We start from the raw sequence: 22108 nt of genomic DNA on the forward strand, positions 1-22108 counted from the left end.
GCGCTCACGCCTTTCGGAGGGGCTGGAGAGGGTTGAGGAGTGAAGCGACGGGCGCGTCCGGCCGAGTGCACAGCTCGGCGAGGACGGCCTGCCAGTCGTCGAGCAGCTCCTGAGCCGTGGCGGGGTCCCACAGATCGGCGGAGTACTCCAGGAAGGTGCGGTAGCCCTTGGCCGGGTCGCGGCGCGGGGCGAGACCGAAGGAGAGGTCACCGCGGGACACGGGCGGGGCGAGGTCGTCGACCTCGACGTCGAGTCCGGGGATCTCGATGTCCGTGTCCAGGGAGTTCTGGAAGGCGATGGTCAGCGGGAAGCGCTCGGGCACCGCGCGGGCACCGCTCTCGCGCAGGGCGCGCACGATCCGCGCGGTCGGCAGGACGTGGGCCGTCGCCTCCAGGGCGCCGGCACCGGTCCGCTCCACGAGGGCGCCGCGCGTCTCGTCCGGGTCGGGCGTCACCCGTACGACCACGCCGGTCGACGTCAGCGCGACCATCGACTCGAACGCGCTGCGTTCGCGGTGGGCGTACGGCGTGCCCATCGCGATGTCCCGCACCCCGGACCGGCGGGCGACCAGCACGCCGAGCGCCGCGGCCGCGACCCCGAAGGGAGTGGTGTGCCGCGCTGCGGCCAACTCCTCGACGGCCCTGCGCAGCTCACCGGAGGCGGTTCCGCGCAGGGTGCCGCCGTGTCCGCTCGGTACGGCGGGCCGGGCCCGGTCGCCGGGGATCTCGACCGCGGCCGGGATCCCCTCCAGATACCGGGTCCAGTACGCCGTCCTGCGGGCCTCCTCGGCGGGGTCGGCGTGCTCGCGCTGCCAGCGGGCGTAGTCCGTGCACTGCCCCGCCGGTTCGGGCAGGCCGTGCGGGCGGCCCTCGGCGGCGGCCGTGTAGAGCGCGGCGAGCTCGCCCAGGAGAAGGGAGAGGGACCAGCCGTCGACGCAGATGTGGTGCACGACGAACATCAGCGTCCACCGGTCGGGCGCGACCCGCAGCAGCCGCAGGACGGGCAGGACCGGCGGGACCGGCGGGACACCGCCGGTCACCGCGATGGGCGTCGCGGCGGCCTCCCGGCACAACTCCTCGGCGCGCGCGAGCCGTTCGGACTCGTCGGCGATGCCGGTGAGGTCCTCGACGGGCAGCGCCGGGGGCGGCACGTCGAGAACCTCCTGCCGCCAGCCGGTGCCGTCGTCCGTTCCGTACGACGGGACCGGTTGCCGGTCTCCGGGTACGAAGCGGCACCGCAGTCCGTGGTGTCGGTCGAGCAGCCCGGCCACCGCGGTGCGCAGGGCGGCCACGTCCAGGGGGCCGGTGAAACGGATCCGGGTCGGGATGTTCCACACCTCGGGGCGGGGCATGTTCAGGACGCCCGCGATCATGCGGGCCTGCTGGTCGCTGACGGGCGCCGTGTCCACCACGGTCACGCCCCGGGGTGACGCGAGCCGGGCGGTCATCGCCCCCAGCGTGGCGTCGGCGAAGAAGTCCGCCAAGGGGTATTCCACGCCGAAGCTGTCCCGGACCCGGTTCACCAGTCTGATCGCGCCGATCGAATTCCCCCCGAGTTCGAAGAAGTTGGCGTCCGGGGTGAGATCACCGACCGGGCCGAGGGTGTGCTGCCAGAGGGTACGGAGACGGTGGGCGCCGTCGGGGACGGTTGGGGTGTCGGAACCCGGTGTCAGGTCGCCGACCGTCTCCGCGGCGCCCGCCGTCAGGCCGCTCAGCACGCTCTCCAGACGGTCCAGGCACCCCCGTGCCGTCGCCTCGTCGAACAGGTCGGCGTCGTAGCGGAGGCGCAGGTCGAGGTCCTCGTCGGGGAGCCGGGTCGCCATGAGGGCGAGTTCGAGGGGTGCGGACTCGGTGCCGCCGTCGAGGGGGGTGGCGCGCAGGCCCGGCAGGGCGAGAGCGGTCAGGGGCGCGGTGTCGAGGTCGGCGGAGACGGTGACGAGGGGGCGCGGGTTGCCCGGGTCGGGGTGGCGGGCCGCCGACAGGGCGTCCAGGTCGACGTGTTGGCGGGCGTCGGCCGCGAAGAGCGTGTCCCGGGTGGCGCGTACGGCGTCGGTGAGTGTCGTGCCGTCGGTCAGGGTCCCGCGCAGGGGCAGCAGGGACACGTGGAAGCCGACGGTGTCCCGCGTCTCGGGGGTGCGGCGGCCGAAGGTGGACCCGATGACGAAGTCGTCCTGTCCGGCGTACTGGCGCAGCACGATCCGCCAGGCGGTGAGCAGCGTCGCGAACAGGGTGACCCCTTGCCGCCCGCTCCACTCCCGCAGCCGCCCCGCCCGCTCCGGGCCTAGCCGCAGCCCCACGGCCCCGCCGCGTCCGGCGACGGTGCGGGTGCGCGGCCGGTCCGTGGGCAGCGCGGGCGCGCCCGGCCCGTCCCCGAGGTGGGCGCGCCACCAGTCCAGGTCGTCCGCTGTCCCGGTCACCGCGATCGTGTCGAGTGTGCTCCCGGCGGCCCGCTCGAAGCGGGGCGCGCGTCCTTCCACCGCCGCCCGGTAGAACTCCCCGAGGTCGGCGGCGACCAGCCCCGCGGAGTGGCCGTCGGTGACGAGGTGATGCATGCCGAGGATCAGCGCGTGGTCGTCGTCGGCGAGCCGCAGCAGCCGGGGCGTGAACAGCGGACCCGACGCGAGGTCGTACGCGCGGGTGCTCTCCTCGCGCAGGGCGGCCCGGATCACCTCGTCGGCGTCCCGGCCCCGGACGTCGTCGACGGTCAGCGCCGGACATCCCCGGTCCCGGTCCTCCCGTACGACCTGGAAGACCCCGTCTCCCCCGGCCACGAACGCGGTCCGCAGCCCGTCGTGGCGGCGGACGAGGCCGTCCACGGCGGTCCGCAGCGCCTCGACGTCCAGCGGACCCCGCAGCCGTACGCCCTGGATCTCGTTGTACGCGGCCGGGTTGGCGATCAGTGCGGCGGCGAGCCAGAGACGGCGCTGAGCCGGGGTCGCGGGAGCCCGCCGTTCTTCGGGCCTCTTCGGCTTCTTCGGCTTCTTCGGCTCCGTCGGGGGCTCGTGGTAGCGGCGGCGCAGGGCGTCCAGCTGCTCCAGGCCCGCCCGCATCTCCTTGGTCGGTAGCCCGAAGTCGACCAGGGCAGCGATCTCGTCGACCCCCGCGGCCCGCAGCGCGTCGACGGTGGCCGCGCAGGTGTCCGGCGAGCCGATGAGGGCCCGTTGGTCGCAGTAGCGGTCGTAGGCGCGGTCGAAGAGGTAGGCGAGGTCGGCCTCGCTCGCGTCGGCCACGTCCTCGGGGCGGCCGCCGAGGGCGCTCGCGGCGGAACGCATCTGGAGGGAGGAGCGCAGATAGCGGCTCATCGGCTCGCGCGCGGCGGCCCGGGCGGCGGCGTGGTCCTCGGCGAGGTGGGTGTGGAGCAGGACGGTGACGCGGCCCGCGTCGGGGTCGAGGCCGCGCTCGGCGCGCAGCCGGCGGTAGTGGCGGATGTTCGCCGTGAGCTGCTCGACCGTCTGGTTCATGAGGTTGGTGACGATCCCGAGGTCGCGGCGGGCCGCCTCCTCGTACGAGGCACGCCGCCCGGACGTCGCCAGGTACATCGGCGGCAGCTCCTGCACGGGCCGCGGATGCAGGCGTACGTCGATGGGGTGCCCTTCGCCGGTACGGCGCGCGACGCTCTCGCCCCGCCACAGCCGCCGTACGTCCTCCAGGTGCTGGAAGGCGATCGCGGTGCGGTCGGTGAAGCGGTCGGGGTGCAGGGCGAAGTCGCTCGCGTGCCAGCCGCTCGCGCAGCCGATGCCGACCCGGCCGCCGGAGAGGTTGTCGGCCACCGCCCACTCCTCGGCGATCCGCACGGGGTCGTGCAGCGGGAGGACCACCGAGCCCGCGTGCAGACGGATGCGGCGGGTCTCCCGGGCGAGCGCGGCGGCCAGGACGGACGGGTTGGGGAAGAGGCCGCCGAAGGAGTGGAAGTGGCGTTCGGGGAGCCAGAGCGTGCTGAAGTCGTGGGTGTCGGCGAAGCGTGCGGTCTCTATCAGCCGTTCGTAGGCCTGGGCGCTGTCCTCGCCGTCGGGGTGGTCGCCGAAGAAGTAGACACCGAAGTCGGGGGCGGGGCGTTCGGCGGCCTCGCCGCGGCTGTGACGTCGACTGCGTCGGGCCGTCGTCGGGAAGTGGCCGCCCGCGCGCAGCTCCCGCAGTGAGTCCTTCACCGCGTCCGTGATCCGTTCGACGTCGGTGTCGGTGTGCGCGGTGGAGAGGTAGAAGGAGCGCCACTCCCAGACGTAGATCCCGCGCAGGAGGAGGTGGTGGTAGAGCAGTTCCATGTCGGCGCGGTGGGTGAAGCGGAACATGGACCCGAAGTGGGCTGTTTCCAGGGGGAATTCCTCGGCGCGGAAGAAGGCGTCGAGGTCGGTGGTGAGCGCGTCGGTGCGGGCGTTCAGCGTCTGCTGGAGCTCCGGGCCCCGCTCCTTGAGGTGGGTGAGGACCGCGCGGGCGGCGGCCATCGACAGGGGGTGCTGGATGTACGTACCGCCGAAGAAGGTCGTGTCGCGCGTCGGGCGGCTGTCGTCCCCGTACCGCCAGAAGCCGCCGTCGATGCCGTCCATGAGGTCGGCGCGGCCCGCGATCGCGCCGATGGGGTGACCGCTGCCGAGGGCCTTGCCGTAGGTGGCGAGGTCGGGGACGACGCCGTAGTGGTGCTGGGCGCCGCGGGGGTGGGGGCGCAGGCCGGTGAGCATCTCGTCGAAGAGGAGGACGATGGCGCGCCGGGCGGTCAGCTCCCGCAGCGCGCGCAGGAAGGCGACGGGGCGCAGGGCGGGGTTGCGGCACTGGACCGGTTCGACGAGGACCGCGGCGATCGTGTCGCCGAGTTCGTCGATGACGTCCAGGCTCTCCTGGCTGCCGTATTCGAGGACGAGGAGTTCGGACACCGCGCTCGCGGGGATGCCGCGCGAGACGGGGACGGCGTGGCGGCCGTCGGGGCCCGGGCGGCCGAGGACCGAGTCGATGTGGCCGTGGTAGGAGCCGCGGAACATGACCACGCGGTCGCGTCCGGTGGCCGCGCGGGCGAGCCGCAGGGCGGCGGAGTTGGCCTCGGTGCCGGAGTTCGCGAACGCTACCCGCTCCATGCCGGTGAGCTCCGCGAGCAGTTCGGCGGCCACGCCCGTGTCCTCGGAGCGCGGACCGAGGCGCAGTCCGTCGGCGAGGTGCCGGCGGACGGCCTCCGTCACCGGGGCGGGCTCGTGGCCGAGCAGCAGCGCGCCGAAGCCCATGGTGATGTCGGTGTAGTCGTTGCCGTCGACGTCCGTCAGCCGGGCCCCGTGCGCCGAGCGGGCCGCGATCGGGTACTGCATCTCCTTCGTCGCCCGCCGGAAGCCGACCACGGCCCGGCTGTCCGCCAGCACCGTTCGGTGCCGCTGCGCCAGCTCCTTCGACGTGCGGGTCCGCTCGGTGAAGCGGCGGACCAGGTCGTCGGCATGGGCCCGCTGGGCCTCGCTCGCACCGGTGCCGGACATGCCGGAGTCAGGGGGGAGGGTGACGTGGGGGCCGTGGTGGGAGGGGGGCTCGGCGGGTTTCCCGGTGGGAGGCTCGGCGGGTTGCCCGACGGGCGGTTCGGCGGATTGCCCGGCGGGCGGCTCGGTGCGGTGTCGGGCCGCCGTCAGGAGTTCGTCGAGCCGTCCGGAGACGGCGACGGTTCGGGCGACGGCCTCGGCGCTCGCCTGCGACGCGGGGCTGGTCCGCACCGTGGTCATCCTCCGACCTCCTTGCGGCCCTCGGCGAGCAGGGCCACGGCCTCGGAGAGCTGACCGAGCATCCTGGTCTGGGTCTCGGCGAGTTGGCGTATCTGGCGGGCGAGTTCCTCGACCTCGGCACGGGTGGCGTAGACGGGTTCCTCGTCGGGGGTGACGTGCACGGGCTCGTCGTCCGGGGTGACGTCCGCGGAGGCCGAGACCGCGCCCCGCCCCGTCCGCTCCGCGATCAACCGGGCCGCGAGCCGTGGGGTCCCCGCCTCCTCCAGGATCTCCCGCATCCCGATCTCCACCCCGAACTCGGCCTCCAACTGTCGCACCATTCCTATGAGTTGGAGCGAGTCCGCGCCGAGCCCGACGAACGTCCGCTCCGCGGTGATCTCCTCCGGCGCGTATCCGAGATGACGGGCGCTGAGCGCCAGCACCCTTTCCAGTACGGCCTGTTCGGTCATGCCGTGCTCCGTCCTGCGGTCGTCGGCCAAGGGGGTGGGCGGCGGTCCTGTCCAGTACGACCGGTGCTGGAAGGGATACGGCGGCAGCGGGATCCGGCGGGCGTCGCTGCCGTCGAGCAGGGCCGCCCAGTCGAGCCGGTGGCCCGCGCAGTGCAGCCGGGCCACGGCCGCCCAGAGGGTGCCGAGGCCACGGTCGCCGCGGCGCTGGGTGGGGACGGCGGGGGTGTCCGGCCGGGCTCGCCGGACGAGCCCGGTGAGGGACGCGTCGGGGCCGATCTCCAGATGGACCGGCGGCCCGGGTGTCCGCTCCAGCGTGCGCAGTACGGCGGCGAAGTCCACCGGCCGTCGGGTCCCCCGCACGAGGTGGTCGGCGTCCGGCAGCCAGCCCACCGGGTGCCGGACCCCGTCAAGGCCGCTCACGAACTCGGTCCTGGTGGGCCGCGGCCGTACCTTTCCGCAGGCGTCCCGGAAGTCCGCCAGGACGGGGTCGAGCAGGGCGGTGTGGAACGCGCGGTCCACCGGCAGGGGCTCCGCGGGCGTGCCGCGTTCCGCGAGCCGGGCGCGGGCGGCGGCCACCGCCTCGGGCGGTCCGCCCACGACGTACTGCCCGGGCCCGTTGACCACGGCGAGTTCGAGGCCGTCGACCTCCGTGACCAGCCCCCGTACGACGTCCTCGGCGGCGAACACCGCGAGCATGCCCCCGGCCGGGGTGCCGTCGCGCATCAGCCGCCCCCGCCTGCAGATCAGCCGCAGTCCGTCCTCCAGCGTCAGCGCCCCGGCCACGCACAGGGCCGCGTACTCCCCGGCGCTGTGCCCGGCCACCGCGACCGGTTCGACACCGAACCGCCGCCACAGCCTCGCCTGCGCGACCTGCAGGGCGAAGAGCGCGGGCTGCGCGAAGGCGGTGTCCCAGACCCGCGCTCCTTCCGGGCCCCGAGCCCGCACTCCCTCCGGGCCCCGGGCTCTCGCTCCCTCCGCGGGACCACCGTCGGCGCCGCCCAGCAACCGGTCGAGGAACCCCTCCTCCCCCGTCTCGTCCCGGTGGATCCCCGCGCACTCCTCCAACGTGCGGGCCACCACCGGGAACCGCTCGGCGAGCACCGCGCCCATCCCGTCGTACCCGCTGCCCTGGCCGGTGAAGAGGAACACCGGTCCACCGTCCGCCTCCGCCCCGGCGACGCCGTGCGCGTACGCCCCCGCCTCGCCCCGTACGAAGGCGTCCAGCGCCGTCGCCGTGTCGTCGGCCGGGGCGGTGACCACCAGTCGGTGTTCCAGGTGCCGTCGCCCGAGCGCGGTGCTGAGGAGCAGGTCGGCGTGGTCGGTCCCGGGGTGTTCGGTGAGGTGGTCGCGGAAGGCCCCGGCGGAGGCGAGGAGCGCCTCGGGGGTGTGGCCGGACAACGGCAGCAGGGCGGGGGCCTGCCCGCGGTCCGGCGGGCGGGGGGCCGGGGTCGGCGCCTCCTCCAGAATCACGTGGGCGTTCGTCCCGCCCATCCCGATGGAGTGCACCCCGGCCCGGCGCGGGCGGCCCTCCTCGGCGGGCCAGGGCCGTGGGCGGGTGGGCAGGACGAAGGGACTCCCGGTCACGTCCAGGGCCGGGTTGGGGCGGGTGTGGTTCACCAGCGGCGGTATCTCCCCGTGGCGCAGCACCAGCACCGCCTTGATCAGCCCGGCCAGCCCGGCCGCGCTGTCCAGGTGGCCGATCGCCGACTTCGTGGAGCCCAGCGCGCAGAAGCCGGTGCGGTCGGTGTGCAGCCGGAACGCCTCGGTGAGGGCCGCGAACTCGATCGGGTCACCCTTGAGCGTGCCGGTGCCGTGCGCCTCCAAATAGCCGATGGAGTCGGCGGGCACCCCGGCCGCGCGCAGCGCGCCGAGCACGGCGTCGCGCTGGCCGGTGGAGCCCGGCGCGGCGAACCCGGCCCGGTCGGCGCCGTCGTTGGTGACGGCGGACCCGGCGATCACCGCGTACACGGTGTCGCCGTCGGCGAGCGCCCTCTCCAGCGGTTTGAGGACGACGGCGGCGACGCCGTTGCCGCCGACGGTGCCGTCCGCGTCGGCGTCGAAGGGGCGCACGGTCCCGGAGCGCGAGATCGTCGAGCCGCGTACGTGCCGGTGCCCGGTGACCTGGGGCACGTGCAGGGCGGCCGAGGCGACGACCATGAGGTCCGCGTCGCCGAAGTGCAGGGCCTGGCAGGCGAGATGGACGGACACCAGGGACGAGGAGCAGGCCGTGGCCACGTTCAGGGCCGGGCCCGTCAGTGCGAGCCGGTGGGCCGCCCGAGGGGCCGCGAAATCGGGGTAGTTGCCGACCTGCGCCTGCTTCTGCCGCTGCCAGTCCCCCGAACCCGCCTCCTCCCGCAGGTTGTTGGCGAGATAGCTGTGCAGCGAGTGGAGCCGGTAGCCGGTGCTCCCGCACACCCCGATCCGCACCCCGGCGCGCGGCTGTGCGTACCCCGCGTCCTCCAGGGCGTGGTGGGCGCACTCCAGAAAGAGCCGTTGCTGGGGATCGGTGACCGTGGCCTCGCGGGCGCTCATCCCGAAGTAGGCCGCGTCGAAGCCGTCGATGCCGGGCAGCGGGGCGCTCGCGGCCACGAAGTCGGGCGCGCCGTACTCCTCGGGGGCGAACCCGGCCGCCGCCAGCTCGGCGTCGGTGAACCGCCGTACGTGCGTCACGCCCGCCCGGATGTCCCGCCAGTACCCGTCGGGGGCGTCAGCTCCCGGAAACCTCAGCGCCATCCCGACGACTGCCGTACGCACCGCTCGTCCCCTCCTTGCCGGCGCCGTGGACCGCGTACAACCGGAGCAGGTAGATCCCCGCGACCACGATGGCGAGGCCGTGCGACCAGGCCACGACGGTGAACGCGGAGAACGATTCGAGGGCCGCCGACACACCGATCATGCCGATCCCGAAGCCGAGGTTCTCGACCGTCGCCGTGAGCCCGAAGGCGTGGCCGCGCAGGGTCTCCGGCAAGGTCTGCAGATGCGAGGTGTACGACACCTCGGTGAGCCCGTCCGCGGCGCCCGCGACGAGGGCGATCAGCACGGTCGCCGCCATCGGGAACCCGGCGAAGCCGAGGATGAACGCGGAGGACATGACGATGGTGCCGAGGCCGAAGCCGAGCGCGCCGACGGCCCGTCCGGAGCGTTTGGCCCAGCGTTGGATGACCTGTTGTGCCAGGACGTTGCCCAGCGCCCAGAACAGCCAGAAGCGGCTGACGAACGCGGCCGGGTCGTCCGGGTGGAGCGTGCTGGAGTAGACGGGCAGGGCCGCGTTGTGCGAGGAGGAGCCGAGGGCGTCGACGGTGCGCAGGCACATCATGAGGCCGAGGGCGGGCACGGTGGCCAGCGCCGTCATCGCGGCCCACACGCCGCGCTTCTCGCGGGGCTCGTCGGGTGCCCGCGGGGGCTCGGGGGCGCGTTCGACGCCCGGCAGCCACGCGACCGCCGCCGCGCACACCAGGAAGCTCGCCGCGTCCACCAGGAACGCGGCGGTGAAGCCGAGCCAGGGCACCACCACACCGGACGAGGCGAACCCGGCGACCATCGCCAGCGAACGGCCGCCCACCATCAGCGAGTTGGCCCAGGCGCGCCGGTCCGCGCCGACCAGGTCGGGGATGGAGCTGCGCAGCGCGACCATGAACACGGTGCTGCACGCCCCGACGGCCGCGGACACCGTGAACAGCACGCCGGTCCGCAGTCCCCCGTCCGGCGTCACTACCAGCAGGAACATGACAACGGCTTGGGCGATATTGGCCCACAGCATGACCGGCTTGACCCCGAACCGCGCCTGCACGCGTCCAGCGACCGTCCCCGCCAGGAACCCCGCGCCCAGCCGCACCGCCATGAACAGTCCGATGGCGAGGGCGCTGTGGGTGGTGGCGTAGACGAACAGGTTGAGCGCCACCATGTTGAGGAAGGTGCCGTACGAGGAGACGGAGTAGCCGGTGACCAGGACGCGGTAGCGCCCCTCGGCCGTCACCGGTGCCGCGCCACGAGCCGTCCCCGGACCGCCGCCCGCCCCCGTCCGCCGCGTGGCGGTGCGGCATCGGCGATGTTCACGACCCGGATCAGGTGACGCATGTTCCCTCTTTCCTCGGCGCGGACGGCACACGTGTCCGGGGGCATCCTCCCCCCGTGGGACGGAGGGGATTCCTCTTCCCCCGGACTCCCTGAGACGGGACGTCCGCCGGGCCGCCGAAAGTTCCGGCCGGCGAGCCCCCGCGCGAAAGGCTCGCCCGGAACCTAACCGGTCGGCAGCAACTTCTCGCGTCCGCGCGCCCGGTACTCGGCCAGCAGCCCCTCGATGTCCGGCGCGCGCAGTCTGCGGTACGCGGACTCCCCCGGCGGCCGCCACCACACCGGGTCGGCGCAGCGGAAGCCCTCGCGGCGCAGCCCCACCCGGTGGATCTTGTTGGTGGCGGTGACCGGCATCCGCGTCACGATCCGGACGAAGCGGGGTGCCATCTTGGTCCCCAGGTCGGGCTGGGCGAGGAGGAAGGCCGCGAAGGCCGACGGGTCGAAGCCGGCCCCCTCGCGCGGCGCGATCGCCGCCATCACCTGGTCCCCCGCCACCGGGTCGGGGACCGCGTACACCGCCACGGCGGCCGCCCCCTCGTGACGGGCGAGGATGTTCTCGATCATCGCGGCGGCGAGGTTCTCGCTGTCGACGCGCAGCCGGTCGTCCGCCCGCCCGGCGAAGTAGAGGAAGCCGGCGGTGTCGCGGTAGAAGAGGTCGCCGGTCCAGTACCAGCCGTCGCGGCGACGGTCGGCGTCCGCGGCGGGGTTGCGCCAGTACCCCTCGAAGGGGTTGGGCCCGCGGTTCACCAACTCCCCTATCGCCTCGTCCCCGTTGAGAAGCCTCCCGTCCTCCGCGAAGACGGCGGGCGGGCATTCGGTCCGGGTCCCCGGGTCGACCACCGCGAGGTCGTCGCGGGGTGCCGCCCGCCCGATCGCTCCCGTCGGGGCGCCGGGCGTCCGCTGGATGGCGGCGCCGCCCTCGGACGAGCCGTACCCCTCCACCAGCCGCACCCCGAAGCGCTCCTCGAAGGCGGCCGCGTCCACGGCCCCGGCCTCCGTCCCGAAGCCCATCCGCAGCGGGTTGTCGCGGTCGTCGCCGCGGGCGGGCGTGGCCAGCAGGTACTGCACCGCGCGGCCCACATAGGTGAAGTACGTCGCCCCGCAGGCCCGTACGTCCGCGAGGAACCCCGACGCCGAGAACCGCCGCCTCAGCGCGATCCCGGCGCCCGCCGCCAGGGCGGGCGCCCAGTCGGCGATCACCGCGTTGCCGTGGAACATCGGCATGCAGATGTAGTGCGTGTCGTCCGGGCGCACCCCGAACTGGTCGACGAGCGAGCGCCCGGCGGCGGCCAGCCGGCCCTGGGTGCAGATCGCGGCCTTGGGGGCGCCGGTCGAGCCGGAGGTGAAGTAGAGGAGGAGGCGGGCGTCCGCCGACGCGGAGGGCGCCGCGTCCGGCTTCGCGCCCTCGTACGGCGCGAGGAGTTCCTCGTACGCCTCGGTGTCGGTGACCAGGACGCGTACGCCGGGCAGTTCGAGGCCGTCGAGGAGGGGCAGGTGGGTCCGCTCGGTGACCAGGACACGGCACTCGGTGTGCAGGATGTCGCGGGCCAGTTCGGGGCCGCGCCGGGTCGGGTTGATCCCGGCCACGGCGGCACCGGAGAGGGCCGCCGCGCTCAACCACAGCGGATACTCGGGGGTGTTGTCGAGCAGCGCCCCGACGTGCGGTGCTGCGCCGGGCGGCAGCAGGTCGGCGAGGAGCGCCGCGCGCGCCGCCGCGCCCGCGGCCACCTGGTGGTGACTCAGCACCCGCCCCTCGAACCACAGTCCCGGCCGGTGGTCGCCCCACCGTTCCTGTACGAGTTCCGCGACGGTACGCCTCATGGACCCCATGGGGGCGCACGATAATTGACGTGCCGTCAGAAGGGGAGGCCCGTGCCTTCGAAGTCGTCTCCGCCGCTCCCGGCCGAGTCCCACATCGAGAAGAACTCGTGGATGCCCACCATGAAGCCGATGCAGAAGAGGACGATCACCGTGCAGAAGACCAGGGTGAAGACCGCGCCCGCCGCCAGCACGCCCCGGCTCGGCGCGTGAGCCGTCGCCTTCTCGGGACGCTCGGCGATGTAGTGGACGGGGACGATGTCGCCCTCGACGATCGTCGCCGGGCCGTTCGGCTCCTCGAAGCGGACCGTGCGGCCGTCGCGCGTCATGAACTCGTACACGTGGTGCAGGGTCGTGGACACGGATGTGTCAGCGCCGCCGCCACTGGTCGTCGTGTACGCCCGCAGACAGCGCCCCTCCGCGATCAGCCCGCTGTTCCACGCCCGGTTGATGTCCAGCGACCTGCGGACCACCACGACCGCCATGAAGATCGCACCGGCCATGATCACCGCCGGCACCAGATAGAAGAAGACGTCCATGACATTCCCCCGTTGTCCGGTACAGCTCCACGCACGCCGTCATGGTCATGTCGACGTGCGTGGAACCTACCCGTGGGGGGTGCGCGAGCTCCTCAAGAGAGGCTCAGAACTTTTCCGGTCCACACGCGCTCAGAACATTCAGAACGTGACGTCCGCGCACGAGTAGAACGCGTTCGCGGTGTCGGCGATCGTCCACACGCCGAGGATGACGTGGTGACCGCTCAGCCCGGAGGGCAGCGTGCCGGTGTGACTGAACGTGGACGGCGGGCGCTGCCCGTTGTACGGGACGGTCAGGAACGGGGTGGTGTTCAGGTCCGCCCTGGTCAGTGCGTGGTTCTGGTTCCAGCCGGACTTGGTGACGAAGTACTTGAAGTCGGTCGTGGCGTGCACGGCCGTGAACTGCCAGCGGAAGGCGTAGCTCTGCCCGCCGGTGACCTTGGTCGTCGGCCAGGCCGCACCCGAAGGGGTCTTGGGCTGGTCGAGCTGGCTGAAGTTGGTGTGGTTCGCGGAACAGATCTGTCCGTCCGCGGGACCCGCCGCCGGGAAGCCCTTCGGGCCCTCGACGCTCTGCGGCTCCCACTGGATGTCACCGCAATTGGCGACACTGCCGCCGTTGGCGGCGCACAACTTCTGCCGGCTGAGGGGCTGGTCGGTGTAGCCGTGGGCGCCGGCTCCGCCGGTGGAGAGCACGAACGTGCCCGCCGTGGCGAGGCCCACGACAGCGGCGTAGAGCTTGACTTTCCTGCCGGTACGGACCCTTGCCGCAGGGATCCTGGTCGTCCGTATGCGCATGCTGCCGCTCCTGGAGGACGTGGGGGAGGTTCTCGTGAGCCGTGCGCGCGATTTTCAGGTCTAGACCAAGTCCCAGATTATTGCCGCGACTTGAACATGTCCAGACCAATAACCAAGCTCTCGGTCCCCGTCACGGCCCCGCGGTCGGTCCCCGTCACGGCGAGGAGTCCCTGCGCCCCGTGTAGAACGCCACCGTCAAGTCCTTCACCAGCGCCTTGCGCTCGCAGTCGTCGAGTTCGACCAGCCCGCGCATGGTCAGCCGGGTCACCGTGTCCTCGACGGAGTCGACGACGGAGGTGAGCACGGTGTCGCGGTGCTGGGCGTCCAGGGTCGCGATCCGGCGGCGCTGCATCACGGCCGCGACCTCGGGGGCGTACTCGATCCGGGTCGGCTGCGCCGAGAACACCTCCAGGCCGACCGGCGCGGCGTCCGCGGCGATCATCCCGGTGAGCGCCTCACCGACCGCGTCCGTGTTGCGCAGGGTCGCCACGTCCTTGATGACGGCGGGCGGCGCCTCGGCCGGCAACTGCGAGAGCAACCGCGACATCGCCGCCTCCACACACTCGCGCAGATACGTCTCATGGTCCTCGACACCGAGCACGGCCTGCGCGGTGTCCTTGACCCGCCACACCACGAGCACCACCACCCGCAGCGCGACCCCGTTCGCGTCGACCACCGACATCGGCTCACTGCGCCAGTGCCGCAGTCGTACGTCGACCCGGCGCCGCAGCACCACCGGGTTGATCCACAACAGCCCGGTGCGCCGGACCGTGCCCCGGTAGCGGCCGAAGAGGCCGAGCACCCAGGCACGCCCGGTCCGGCCACGGGAGAGCCCGCCGAACCCGAACAGCCCGAGCGCGCCGGCCCCGGCGTACGCGGCCCATTGCGCGGGGCCGAGCCCGGCCCCCGCGTACCAGGGCAGCCCGATCACCCTCCCCGCACTGTGCGGCAGCACACCCGACCACCAAGTGGTGAGTACACATCCGGCCACCCCGCAGGCCCCGGCCAGCACACCCGCCACTCCGGGCAGCACCCGTGCGGGGCGCTCCACCAGTTCGGGGTCGACCTCCGGCACCGGGCGCGGGGCCCGGCCCAGCACGGGGCGCCGGATCCGGGGCTGTTCGCCCGTGCCACGCCGCCGCCCCACCACGGCGGGCGAGAGCGGCACGGACACCGGCTCGGGGTCGTCACGGAAGAGCAGATGGACGGGGATCTCGGTGGTCGCCTCGTTGTGGATGAGCCGGGCGGACCGGGAGGCGCCGCCGCCCTCCGGCGTCCCCCCCGACTCCGGGGTGGGTGAAGTCGTCGTACTCATAGCTGCCTCCATGCCTCCGCGCGTGGAAGGGTGATCCCGGCCGGGTGACGAGCCCTGGTGCGAGCCGTGGTGCGATGCCTGGTGCGAGCCTTGGTGTGCTGCCTGACGCGTTGCCTGGTACGAGCCCTGGTACGAGCCGTGCCGCGAGCCCTGCGACCTGGCCCTTCACGAGAAGAGCCGGCGCCAGGTCTCCGGCCCCGGGCAGCCGTCCGCCGCGCCGCCGCGCCAGCCCTGCGCCCGCTGGAACGCCTCGACGCCCCGCCGGTCCGCCTCGCCCCAGCGCGGCCCCGGGCCCGACGTGTAGTACGTGCCGAACCCCTTCTTCACGAGTTGCTCGCCGAGCCGGGTGACGAACTCGTTGTCGGCGCCGGGCCGAAACAGCCCGCGCCCCGGATAGCCCGGCACCGAGGGGTCGGAGGGAATGGAGGGGATGGAGGGGATGATGGGAACGGACGGGGCCGAGAATCCCTTCGTCCCCGGTCCGCCCGCCACCGGGGTCCCCGGCACGGACCTTCCCGCCGCCGGAATGTCCCTGCCCTTCCTCCCCACCAGGTAGGACCAGGTCCGCGGCCCGGGCAGCCCGTCCGCGTCCGTGGCCCGCCAGCCCTGCGCCCGCTGGAACGCCTGGGTGGCCCGCCGGTCCGCGTCCGACCAGCGCGGTCCGGGTCCGGTCGAGTAGAAGCGGCCCGCGCCACGTTCCACGAGGAGCCGGCCCAGCCGGGTGACATGGGGGTTGTCCGCACCGGGTCCGAAGAAGGACCGGCCCGGGTAGCGGCTGTCCCTCGCCCCCGACGCCGAGGCTGCCGCGCCGCTCGTCCCCTCGGCCAGCCCCTTGTAGCGGTAGGGAACATAGCGGTCCGAGTTGCTCCAGTAGGCGTACGGAGTGGACTGCCCGCGGGTGTGCGGGCGGGTCTGTTCATAGGCGAGGTAATAGGTGTGGGTGTAGTCCGCCCAGCCGCCGAAAAGGACGACGTGCGAGCCGTTCTGCGGATCCGCCGCATTATGGAAGAGGAGCATGTCGCCGGGTTGCACCTGGTCGCGTGAAATGCGTACGCCGAACGTGCCGAGGCTGCCCGTCCATTCGTTTCCCGGCAGGTTCCAGGCCATCGAGACGAAGCCCGAGCAGTCCTGCCGGTATCCGTCCGGCCAGTACGCGGTATTGCTGTACGGCACCTGCCAGGCGACCCACTTCTTGGCCCGGTTGATGATCGCCGCCCGGGTGGTCGCGGGGAGCTCGCCCCCCGCCCCGGGCTTCGCGGGCACCGTCGGGCCCTCGCCGAGGCCGTGCAGCGGGGCCTTGGTGCCCTGCGGGGTGTCGGGCTCGTCACCTCGGGGGTCGCCCGGCCGGGCGGGTCCGTGCGCGGCGGCCACGGCCGGAACCGGCTGGCCCGCGGCGAGGACGGCGCCCGCCGCCGCGGCCAGCAGCAGCGCGCCCCGCGCCGCCGGGTGTCCCACGGGCCCGGGCAGTGCGGAAGGGGGCATGACGCGCCGCCAGTGCACGCATCCGGGGCAGTCGCAGTCGCTCACGGGATCGAATTCCTCGAATACCGGAGCCTCCATGAGATTCCCCTCACACCACAGGTCCATGTCTCCGCGCTTCTGCACAGTCGTCAGTTTCGCAACTGTCACCTCTTGTCGCATGTTGACGGTCCGAATGATGTACAGGAACCATTTCCGACCGGTTCGGGACACCCGACCGCTCACTTCACGACACCCTCGTGGTCCGGAGCACCCTCCCCGGTCGAGTAGAGTTCTCGGGTCAGCAGGCGCCGCTAGCTCAGTTGGTTAGAGCAGCTGACTCTTAATCAGCGGGTCCGGGGTTCGAGTCCCTGGCGGCGCACCGACACCGAAGGGCCCCTCACCGACGTGAGGGGCCCTTCGGCTTATGGGCGGGGCGGGCTTCCCGCGGGCACAACCGGCGCAAAGAGTCACATAGGGGCGCATACGGGCCGGGCATATGCGCCCGGCGTATGGGGCGGTGACCCCATCTTCGTACACGCGTCCCAATTAGCGCGTATGACCGGTTAACACCGCGTTTCGCATCTTGCGATCATGATGAACGCCGTAGAACCCTGGGCTTCAAGGGACTGTCGATACCTGACAGTTGGGGGTATGGCCGGTTGCGTCCATGGGGGGTTGGGGGCCCCGTTCATGAACCGATGCCGAGGGGGGCATCATGCAACCGGAAGGTCGCATTTCTATGTCTCCCTTGTGTGGAGCATGTGGGGATGCCGACCTGCCAGCATGCGTCCGTGACGGTCAAGGGGGACTCGAACGGGCGACTAGAACCGACGAACACGCACCTGGACGTGCGTGCGGGGGGAATGACTCATGACGTCGACGCCGACGGGCGCCCGGCAGAACTTCGACCCGTCTGAGACGACCCAGCTCCGGATGCCATCGCACCGGACCGGCAGCAATTTCCGCAGGATCAAGAAGACCCTGCCGAGATACGACTACGAGCACTACAGCCGGCTCGCGGGTCCCCTCACACAGCCCGATCCGAACAAGCCGTACAAGGTGCAGTACCGCTCGCTGCTGTCCCAGGAGCCGCACCGCGTACGAGCCGCCCTGATGCTGGGCGCCGCGCCGCTGCTGTCGCTGATCCTGCTGGGCTGGCTGCTCCAGCCGGAGCACTGGACCGAACGCGACTACCCGGCCTACGACTTCCTGCCGGTGCTCGACATCGTGATGCTGGTCTCGATCGGTCTGATCGAGTTCTTCCGCTGCATGAACGTGCTGTCGAACGCGCACGCCACCCTGGTCGCCCGCGACCCCATCCCGGTGGTCCCGGAGACCGGCACCAGAGTCGCCTTCCTCACCTCGTTCGTCCCCGGCAAGGAACCCCTCGCCATGGTGACCAAGACCCTGGAGGCGGCCGTCAAGCTGCGCCACCGGGGCCTTCTGCACATCTGGCTCCTCGACGAGGGTGACGACCCGGAGGTGAAGGAGGTCTGCAAGCGCCTGGGCGTGCACCACTTCTCCCGCAAGGGCGTCGCGAAGTGGAACCAGGCCAAGGGCCCGCACCGCGCCAAGACCAAGCACGGCAACTACAACGCCTGGCTGGAGGCGCACGGCGACGAGTACGACTTCTTCGCCTCGGTCGACACCGACCACGTGCCGCTGCCCAACTACCTGGAGCGGATGCTCGGCTTCTTCCGCGACCCCGACATCGGCTTCGTCATCGGCCCGCAGGTCTACGGCAACTACGACAACCCCATCACCAAGGCCGCCGAGTCCCAGCAGTTCCTCTTCCACGCGCTGATCCAGCGGGCCGGCAACCGCTACGGCGCGCCGATGTTCGTGGGCACCTCCAACGCCGTACGCATCAAGGCGCTCAAGCAGATCGGCGGTCTGTACGACTCGATCACCGAGGACATGGCGACCGGCTTCGAGATGCACCGCGCCAAGAACCCGGCGACGGGCAGGAAGTGGCGCTCGGTGTACACCCCGGACGTCCTCGCGGTCGGCGAGGGCCCGAACGCCTGGACGGACTTCTTCACCCAGCAGCTGCGCTGGTCCCGGGGCACGTACGAGACGATCCTCAAGCAGTACTGGAAGGGCTTCTTCTCGCTGCCGCCGAGCAAGCTCTTCAACTACACCATGATGATCATCTTCTACCCGATGTCCGCCCTGAACTGGATCCTCGCGGCCCTCAGCTGCGCACTCTTCCTGGGCCTGGGCGCATCCGGTGTGAACATCGACCCGACGGTCTGGCTGATGCTGTACGGCAACGCCTCCGCGCTGCAGATCGGCCTGTACGTGTGGAACCGCCGGCACAACGTCTCCCCGCACGAGCCCGAGGGCTCGGGCGGCGTGGCGGGCATGATCATGTCGGCGCTCTCCGCGCCGATCTACGCCCGCTCGCTGATGGACGCGGTGCTGCGCCGCAAGAGCAAGTTCGTGGTGACCCCCAAGGGGGATTCGGCCAGCCCCGACACACTGCTGGGGACCTTCCGGATCCACCTGTTCTTCATCCTGGTCTTCGCCGGCTCGATCGTCGCCGGACTCCTGCTCGGGCACTCCCACCCCGCGATGATCACCTGGGCCTGCTTCGCCCTGCTGATCACCGCCTCGCCGATCCTCGCCTGGCAGTGGGCCCTGCGCCAGGCGAAGAAGAAGCCGTCGGTGCCGCCCGCCTCACCCGAGGAGACGGTGCCGCTGCCCGCTCAGGCCTCGGCGCCCCAGCAGGAGCAGCACACGCCGCATGCTCCGCACGCCCCGCAGCACAAGCCCAGCTGGGCGGCGGCGCAGGGACAGGGCGGCGGCAGCGGCGCGGGCAATGACCAGACCATGCAGATTTCCCTTGGGGGACGTAAAAAATGAAAGACGGTGCCCGTCGCCGCCGTGCTCGTCGTCTTGCGATAGGCGGGGCGGTGGTGCTCGCGCTGGCCGGGATGAACGGGCCGTGGGTGTACCGCTTCAGCACGGAGAAATACCACGACTACACGATCAACAAGCCCGAGTACAAGGCCGAGAACGGGCACTGGGACATCATCCAGTTCCCCGAGGAGTACAGACAGAACACCATCCACGCGGCCCTGCTGCACACCGGCAAGATCCTGCTGATCGCGGGCTCGGGCAACAACCAGGACAACTTCGACGCGAAGAAGTTCGACACGCGGATCTGGGACCCGGTCAAGGGCACCATCAAGAAGATCCCGACGCCCGCCGACCTGTTCTGCACGGGCCACACCCAGCTCGCCAACGGCAATCTGCTGATCGCGGGCGGCACCAAGCGGTACGAGACGCTGAAGGGCGACGTCACCAAGGCGGGCGGCCTGATGGTCGTCCACAACGAGAACCCGGACCAGCCGATCACGCTGCCCGCGGGTACCAAGTTCACGGGCAAGGAGAACGGCAAGACGTTCGTCTCCAAGGACCCGGTGCTCGTCCCGCGCGCGACGAAGGTCTTCGACAAGGCGACCGGCAGGTTCCTGCGCAACGACCCGGGCCTCGGCCGTATCTACGTCGAGGCACAGCAGAGCGGCCAGAAGTACGAGACGGGCACCCAGGACAACTACCGCATCCAGGGTCTGACCGGCGCCGACGCCCGCAACACCTACGGCATCGCGCAGAAGCTCGCCCTGGACAAGAAGGACTTCCAGGGCATCCGGGACGCGTACGAGTTCGATCCGGTCGCCGAGCAGTACATCAAGGTCGACCCGATGAACGAGGCCCGCTGGTACCCGACGCTCACCACCATGAGCGACGGCAAGATCCTCAGCCTCTCCGGTCTGGACGAGATCGGCCAGCTGGTCCCGGGCAAGAACGAGGTGTTCGACCCGAAGACCAAGAAATGGACGTACACCAAGGGAATCCGCCAGTTCCCGACCTACCCGGCGATCTCCCTGATGCAGAACGGCGAGATGTTCTACTCGGGCTCGAACGCGGGCTACGGACCGGACAACGTGGGCCGCGACCCCGGCATCTGGGACGTGGCCACCAACAAGTTCTCCAAGCTGCGGGGCCTGAGCGACCCCAACATGATGGAGACGTCCGGCACGGTGCTGCTGCCGCCCGCGCAGGACGAGAAGTACATGGTGATCGGCGGCGGTGGGGTCGGCGAGTCCAAGCTGTCCAGCAAGAAGACCCGGCTGATCGACCTCAAGGACAAGAACCCGAGGTTCGTGGACGGGCCCGAACTGGAGAAGGGCACCCGCTACCCACAGTCCTCGATCCTGCCCGACGACACCGTCCTCGTCTCCGGCGGCTCCGAGGACTACCGGGGGCGCAGCGACTCCAACATCCTCCAGGCGCGGATCTACGACACCAAGTCGAACACGTTCGACCGGGTCGCCGATCCGCTGGTGGGCCGCAACTACCACTCGGGCTCGATCCTGCTGCCCGACGGCCGGGTGATGTTCTTCGGCTCCAACTCGCTCTACGCGGACAAGGCCAACACCAAACCGGCCACGTTCGAGCAGCGGATCGAGATCTACACGCCGCCGTACCTCTACCGGGACTCGCGGCCCGATCTGACCGGCGGCCCGAAGACGATCGCGCGCGGCGGCTCGGCGACGTTCACCTCGCAGCACGCGTCGACCATCAGGACGGCCCGGCTGATCCGGCCGAGCGCGTCCACGCACGTCACCGATGTCGATCAGCGTTCCATCGCGCTGGACTTCAAGAAGACGAAGAACGGGGTCACGGTGACGGTGCCGAAGAACCGGAATCTCGTGGAGTCCGGTTGGTACATGCTGTTCGTGACGGACGACCAGGGGACGCCGAGCAAGGCGCAGTGGGTCAAGGTGCCGTAGCGCTCCGCTGGTTGGGCCGTTTTCGACTGCGGGTTCGTTGTGGCTGGTCGCGCAGTTCCCCGCGCCCCTAAAAGAAGGGCGCGGGGAATTGGCGTCAGTTGGATGACTTGGCCAGCTTCAGTGCGTACTCCGGCCACCAGTCGCCCGCCTTCGGCCCCCCCTTGCACTCACCGTCCGACTCACCGGGCCGCTTGACCCAGAGATACGCGTCGACGAGCGGATCGGCGGTCTTGATCGTCGGGGTCTCGCCCAGCGCCCGCCCCGGCGGATTGCACCAGTTCTCGTCCTCGTCGCCGGCCGTGTAGGGGCCGTTTCCGTTGCGGCTGGTGTCGATGACGTAGTGCTTGCCGTCGACCTTCGCGGACAGTTGCTTGCCGTACGCGATGGAGTCCTTGGTCGAGTAGAAGTTGGCGACGTTGACGGAGAAGCCGTCGGCCTTGTCGATGCCGGCCCGCTTCAGCGGCTGGAAGATCTGGTCGGGGTGACCCCAGCCCGCGTTGCCCGCGTCGAGGTACACCTTCGTGTTCTTCAGGGCCTTGAGCTTGGTGACCGCGGTCTCGAGGAGGAAGTACCGCTCCTCCTGGAACTGCGCCGGAGTGCACTGGTTGACCAGGTGCAGAATGGCGTCCGGCTCCAGGATCACCGTGGCGGGCCGGTCCTGGATGCCGCGGGCGACCCCGTCGATCCAGGCCTTGTAGGCGTCGCCGTCCGCCGCGCCGCCCTGCGAGAACTGGCCGCAGTCGCGGTGCGGGATGTTGTAGAGGACCAGGATGGCCGCCCGGTCGGCCCGCTGCGCCGCCTCGGTGAAGCCGCGCGCCTCCTGCTCGGGATTCTCCGGCCCGATCCACTCGCCGGTCGGCTGTTCGGCTATCTTGCGGATCTGCTCGGCGTCGCCCTTCTTGCCCGCCTTGACGTACGCGGCGACCTGCTCGGCCGCGTTGCCCGCCGGGTTGACCCAGAACGGGTCGGAGTTCTTGGGCTGTTGTGTGACCTTGGAACCGGAACCGTCGCTCTTGTCGCCGCCGCCCCCGGAGGAACACCCCGCGAGCACCAGCAACGCCCCCACCACCGCGACGGACGCCCGAGCCCCGGCCCCCTTGCTGCCGTACATGCAACTCCCCCTCGGGTGCACTGTCCTTGGGGTCAATCGTGACATAGGTGGCGCCTCGCCC

At 71.5% G+C, this 22108-nt stretch carries 11 protein-coding genes and 1 tRNA gene; 3 read left to right on the forward strand and 9 right to left on the reverse strand.

What is annotated here, in order from left to right; genetic code table 11:
• Positions 1 to 4: 4 nt before the first annotated feature.
• From OG798_RS22270 to OG798_RS22305, 8 genes are all read right to left on the reverse strand, one after another.
• Positions 5 to 5689, reverse strand: coding sequence for a MupA/Atu3671 family FMN-dependent luciferase-like monooxygenase (locus OG798_RS22270; protein WP_328757580.1), 5685 nt, complete (start codon positions 5687 to 5689; stop codon positions 5 to 7).
• Positions 5686 to 8892 carry a type I polyketide synthase gene (locus OG798_RS22275; protein WP_328757581.1) on the reverse strand — a complete coding sequence of 1069 codons (3207 nt, stop codon included), beginning with the start codon at positions 8890 to 8892 and terminating at the stop codon, positions 5686 to 5688. Before OG798_RS22275 ends, OG798_RS22270 begins: the two co-directional genes overlap by 4 nt.
• Entirely contained in the window at positions 8846 to 10042 is a 1197-nt protein-coding gene (locus tag OG798_RS22280; protein ID WP_382126315.1) for an MFS transporter, read from the reverse strand. The genes OG798_RS22275 and OG798_RS22280 overlap by 47 nt, the downstream gene beginning before the upstream one ends.
• Before the next feature lie 335 nt (positions 10043 to 10377).
• A complete protein-coding gene (locus OG798_RS22285) occupies positions 10378 to 12042 on the reverse strand; it encodes an AMP-binding protein (protein ID WP_267061909.1) in 1665 nt (554 codons plus the stop codon).
• A gap of 26 nt (positions 12043 to 12068) precedes the next feature.
• Entirely contained in the window at positions 12069 to 12569 is a 501-nt protein-coding gene (locus OG798_RS22290; protein ID WP_257016783.1) for a DUF3592 domain-containing protein, read from the reverse strand.
• Positions 12570 to 12707: 138 nt separating this feature from the next.
• Positions 12708 to 13361 (reverse strand): lytic polysaccharide monooxygenase auxiliary activity family 9 protein, encoded by a 654-nt coding sequence (locus OG798_RS22295; RefSeq protein WP_097225759.1) that lies wholly within the window; start codon positions 13359 to 13361, stop codon positions 12708 to 12710.
• A gap of 154 nt (positions 13362 to 13515) precedes the next feature.
• Positions 13516 to 14676 carry an SPFH domain-containing protein gene (locus tag OG798_RS22300; protein WP_328757583.1) on the reverse strand — a complete coding sequence of 387 codons (1161 nt, stop codon included), beginning with the start codon at positions 14674 to 14676 and terminating at the stop codon, positions 13516 to 13518.
• Between the two features lie 165 nt (positions 14677 to 14841).
• Positions 14842 to 16236, reverse strand: a complete 1395-nt coding sequence (locus tag OG798_RS22305; RefSeq protein ID WP_121418474.1) for a peptidoglycan-binding protein — start codon at positions 16234 to 16236, stop codon at positions 14842 to 14844.
• A gap of 206 nt (positions 16237 to 16442) precedes the next feature.
• On the opposite strand from OG798_RS22305, the gene OG798_RS22310 reads away from it, so the two are divergent.
• From OG798_RS22310 to OG798_RS22320, 3 genes are all read left to right on the forward strand, one after another.
• A tRNA-Lys gene (locus OG798_RS22310) sits at positions 16443 to 16516 on the forward strand.
• 491 nt (positions 16517 to 17007) lie between these two features.
• Entirely contained in the window at positions 17008 to 19002 is a 1995-nt protein-coding gene (locus OG798_RS22315; RefSeq protein ID WP_267061910.1) for a glycosyltransferase family 2 protein, read from the forward strand.
• Entirely contained in the window at positions 18999 to 20936 is a 1938-nt protein-coding gene (locus OG798_RS22320) for a kelch motif-containing protein (RefSeq protein ID WP_121416022.1), read from the forward strand. The genes OG798_RS22315 and OG798_RS22320 overlap by 4 nt, the downstream gene beginning before the upstream one ends.
• Before the next feature lie 94 nt (positions 20937 to 21030).
• On the opposite strand, the gene OG798_RS22325 is transcribed toward OG798_RS22320, so the two are convergent.
• Complete coding sequence (locus OG798_RS22325) at positions 21031 to 22047, reverse strand: glycoside hydrolase family 6 protein (RefSeq protein WP_095854460.1); 1017 nt, start codon at positions 22045 to 22047, stop codon at positions 21031 to 21033.
• Positions 22048 to 22108: the final 61 nt, after the last annotated feature.

Source organism: Streptomyces sp. NBC_00271 (genome assembly GCF_036178845.1).
Classification (GTDB): Bacteria; Actinomycetota; Actinomycetes; order Streptomycetales; family Streptomycetaceae; genus Streptomyces.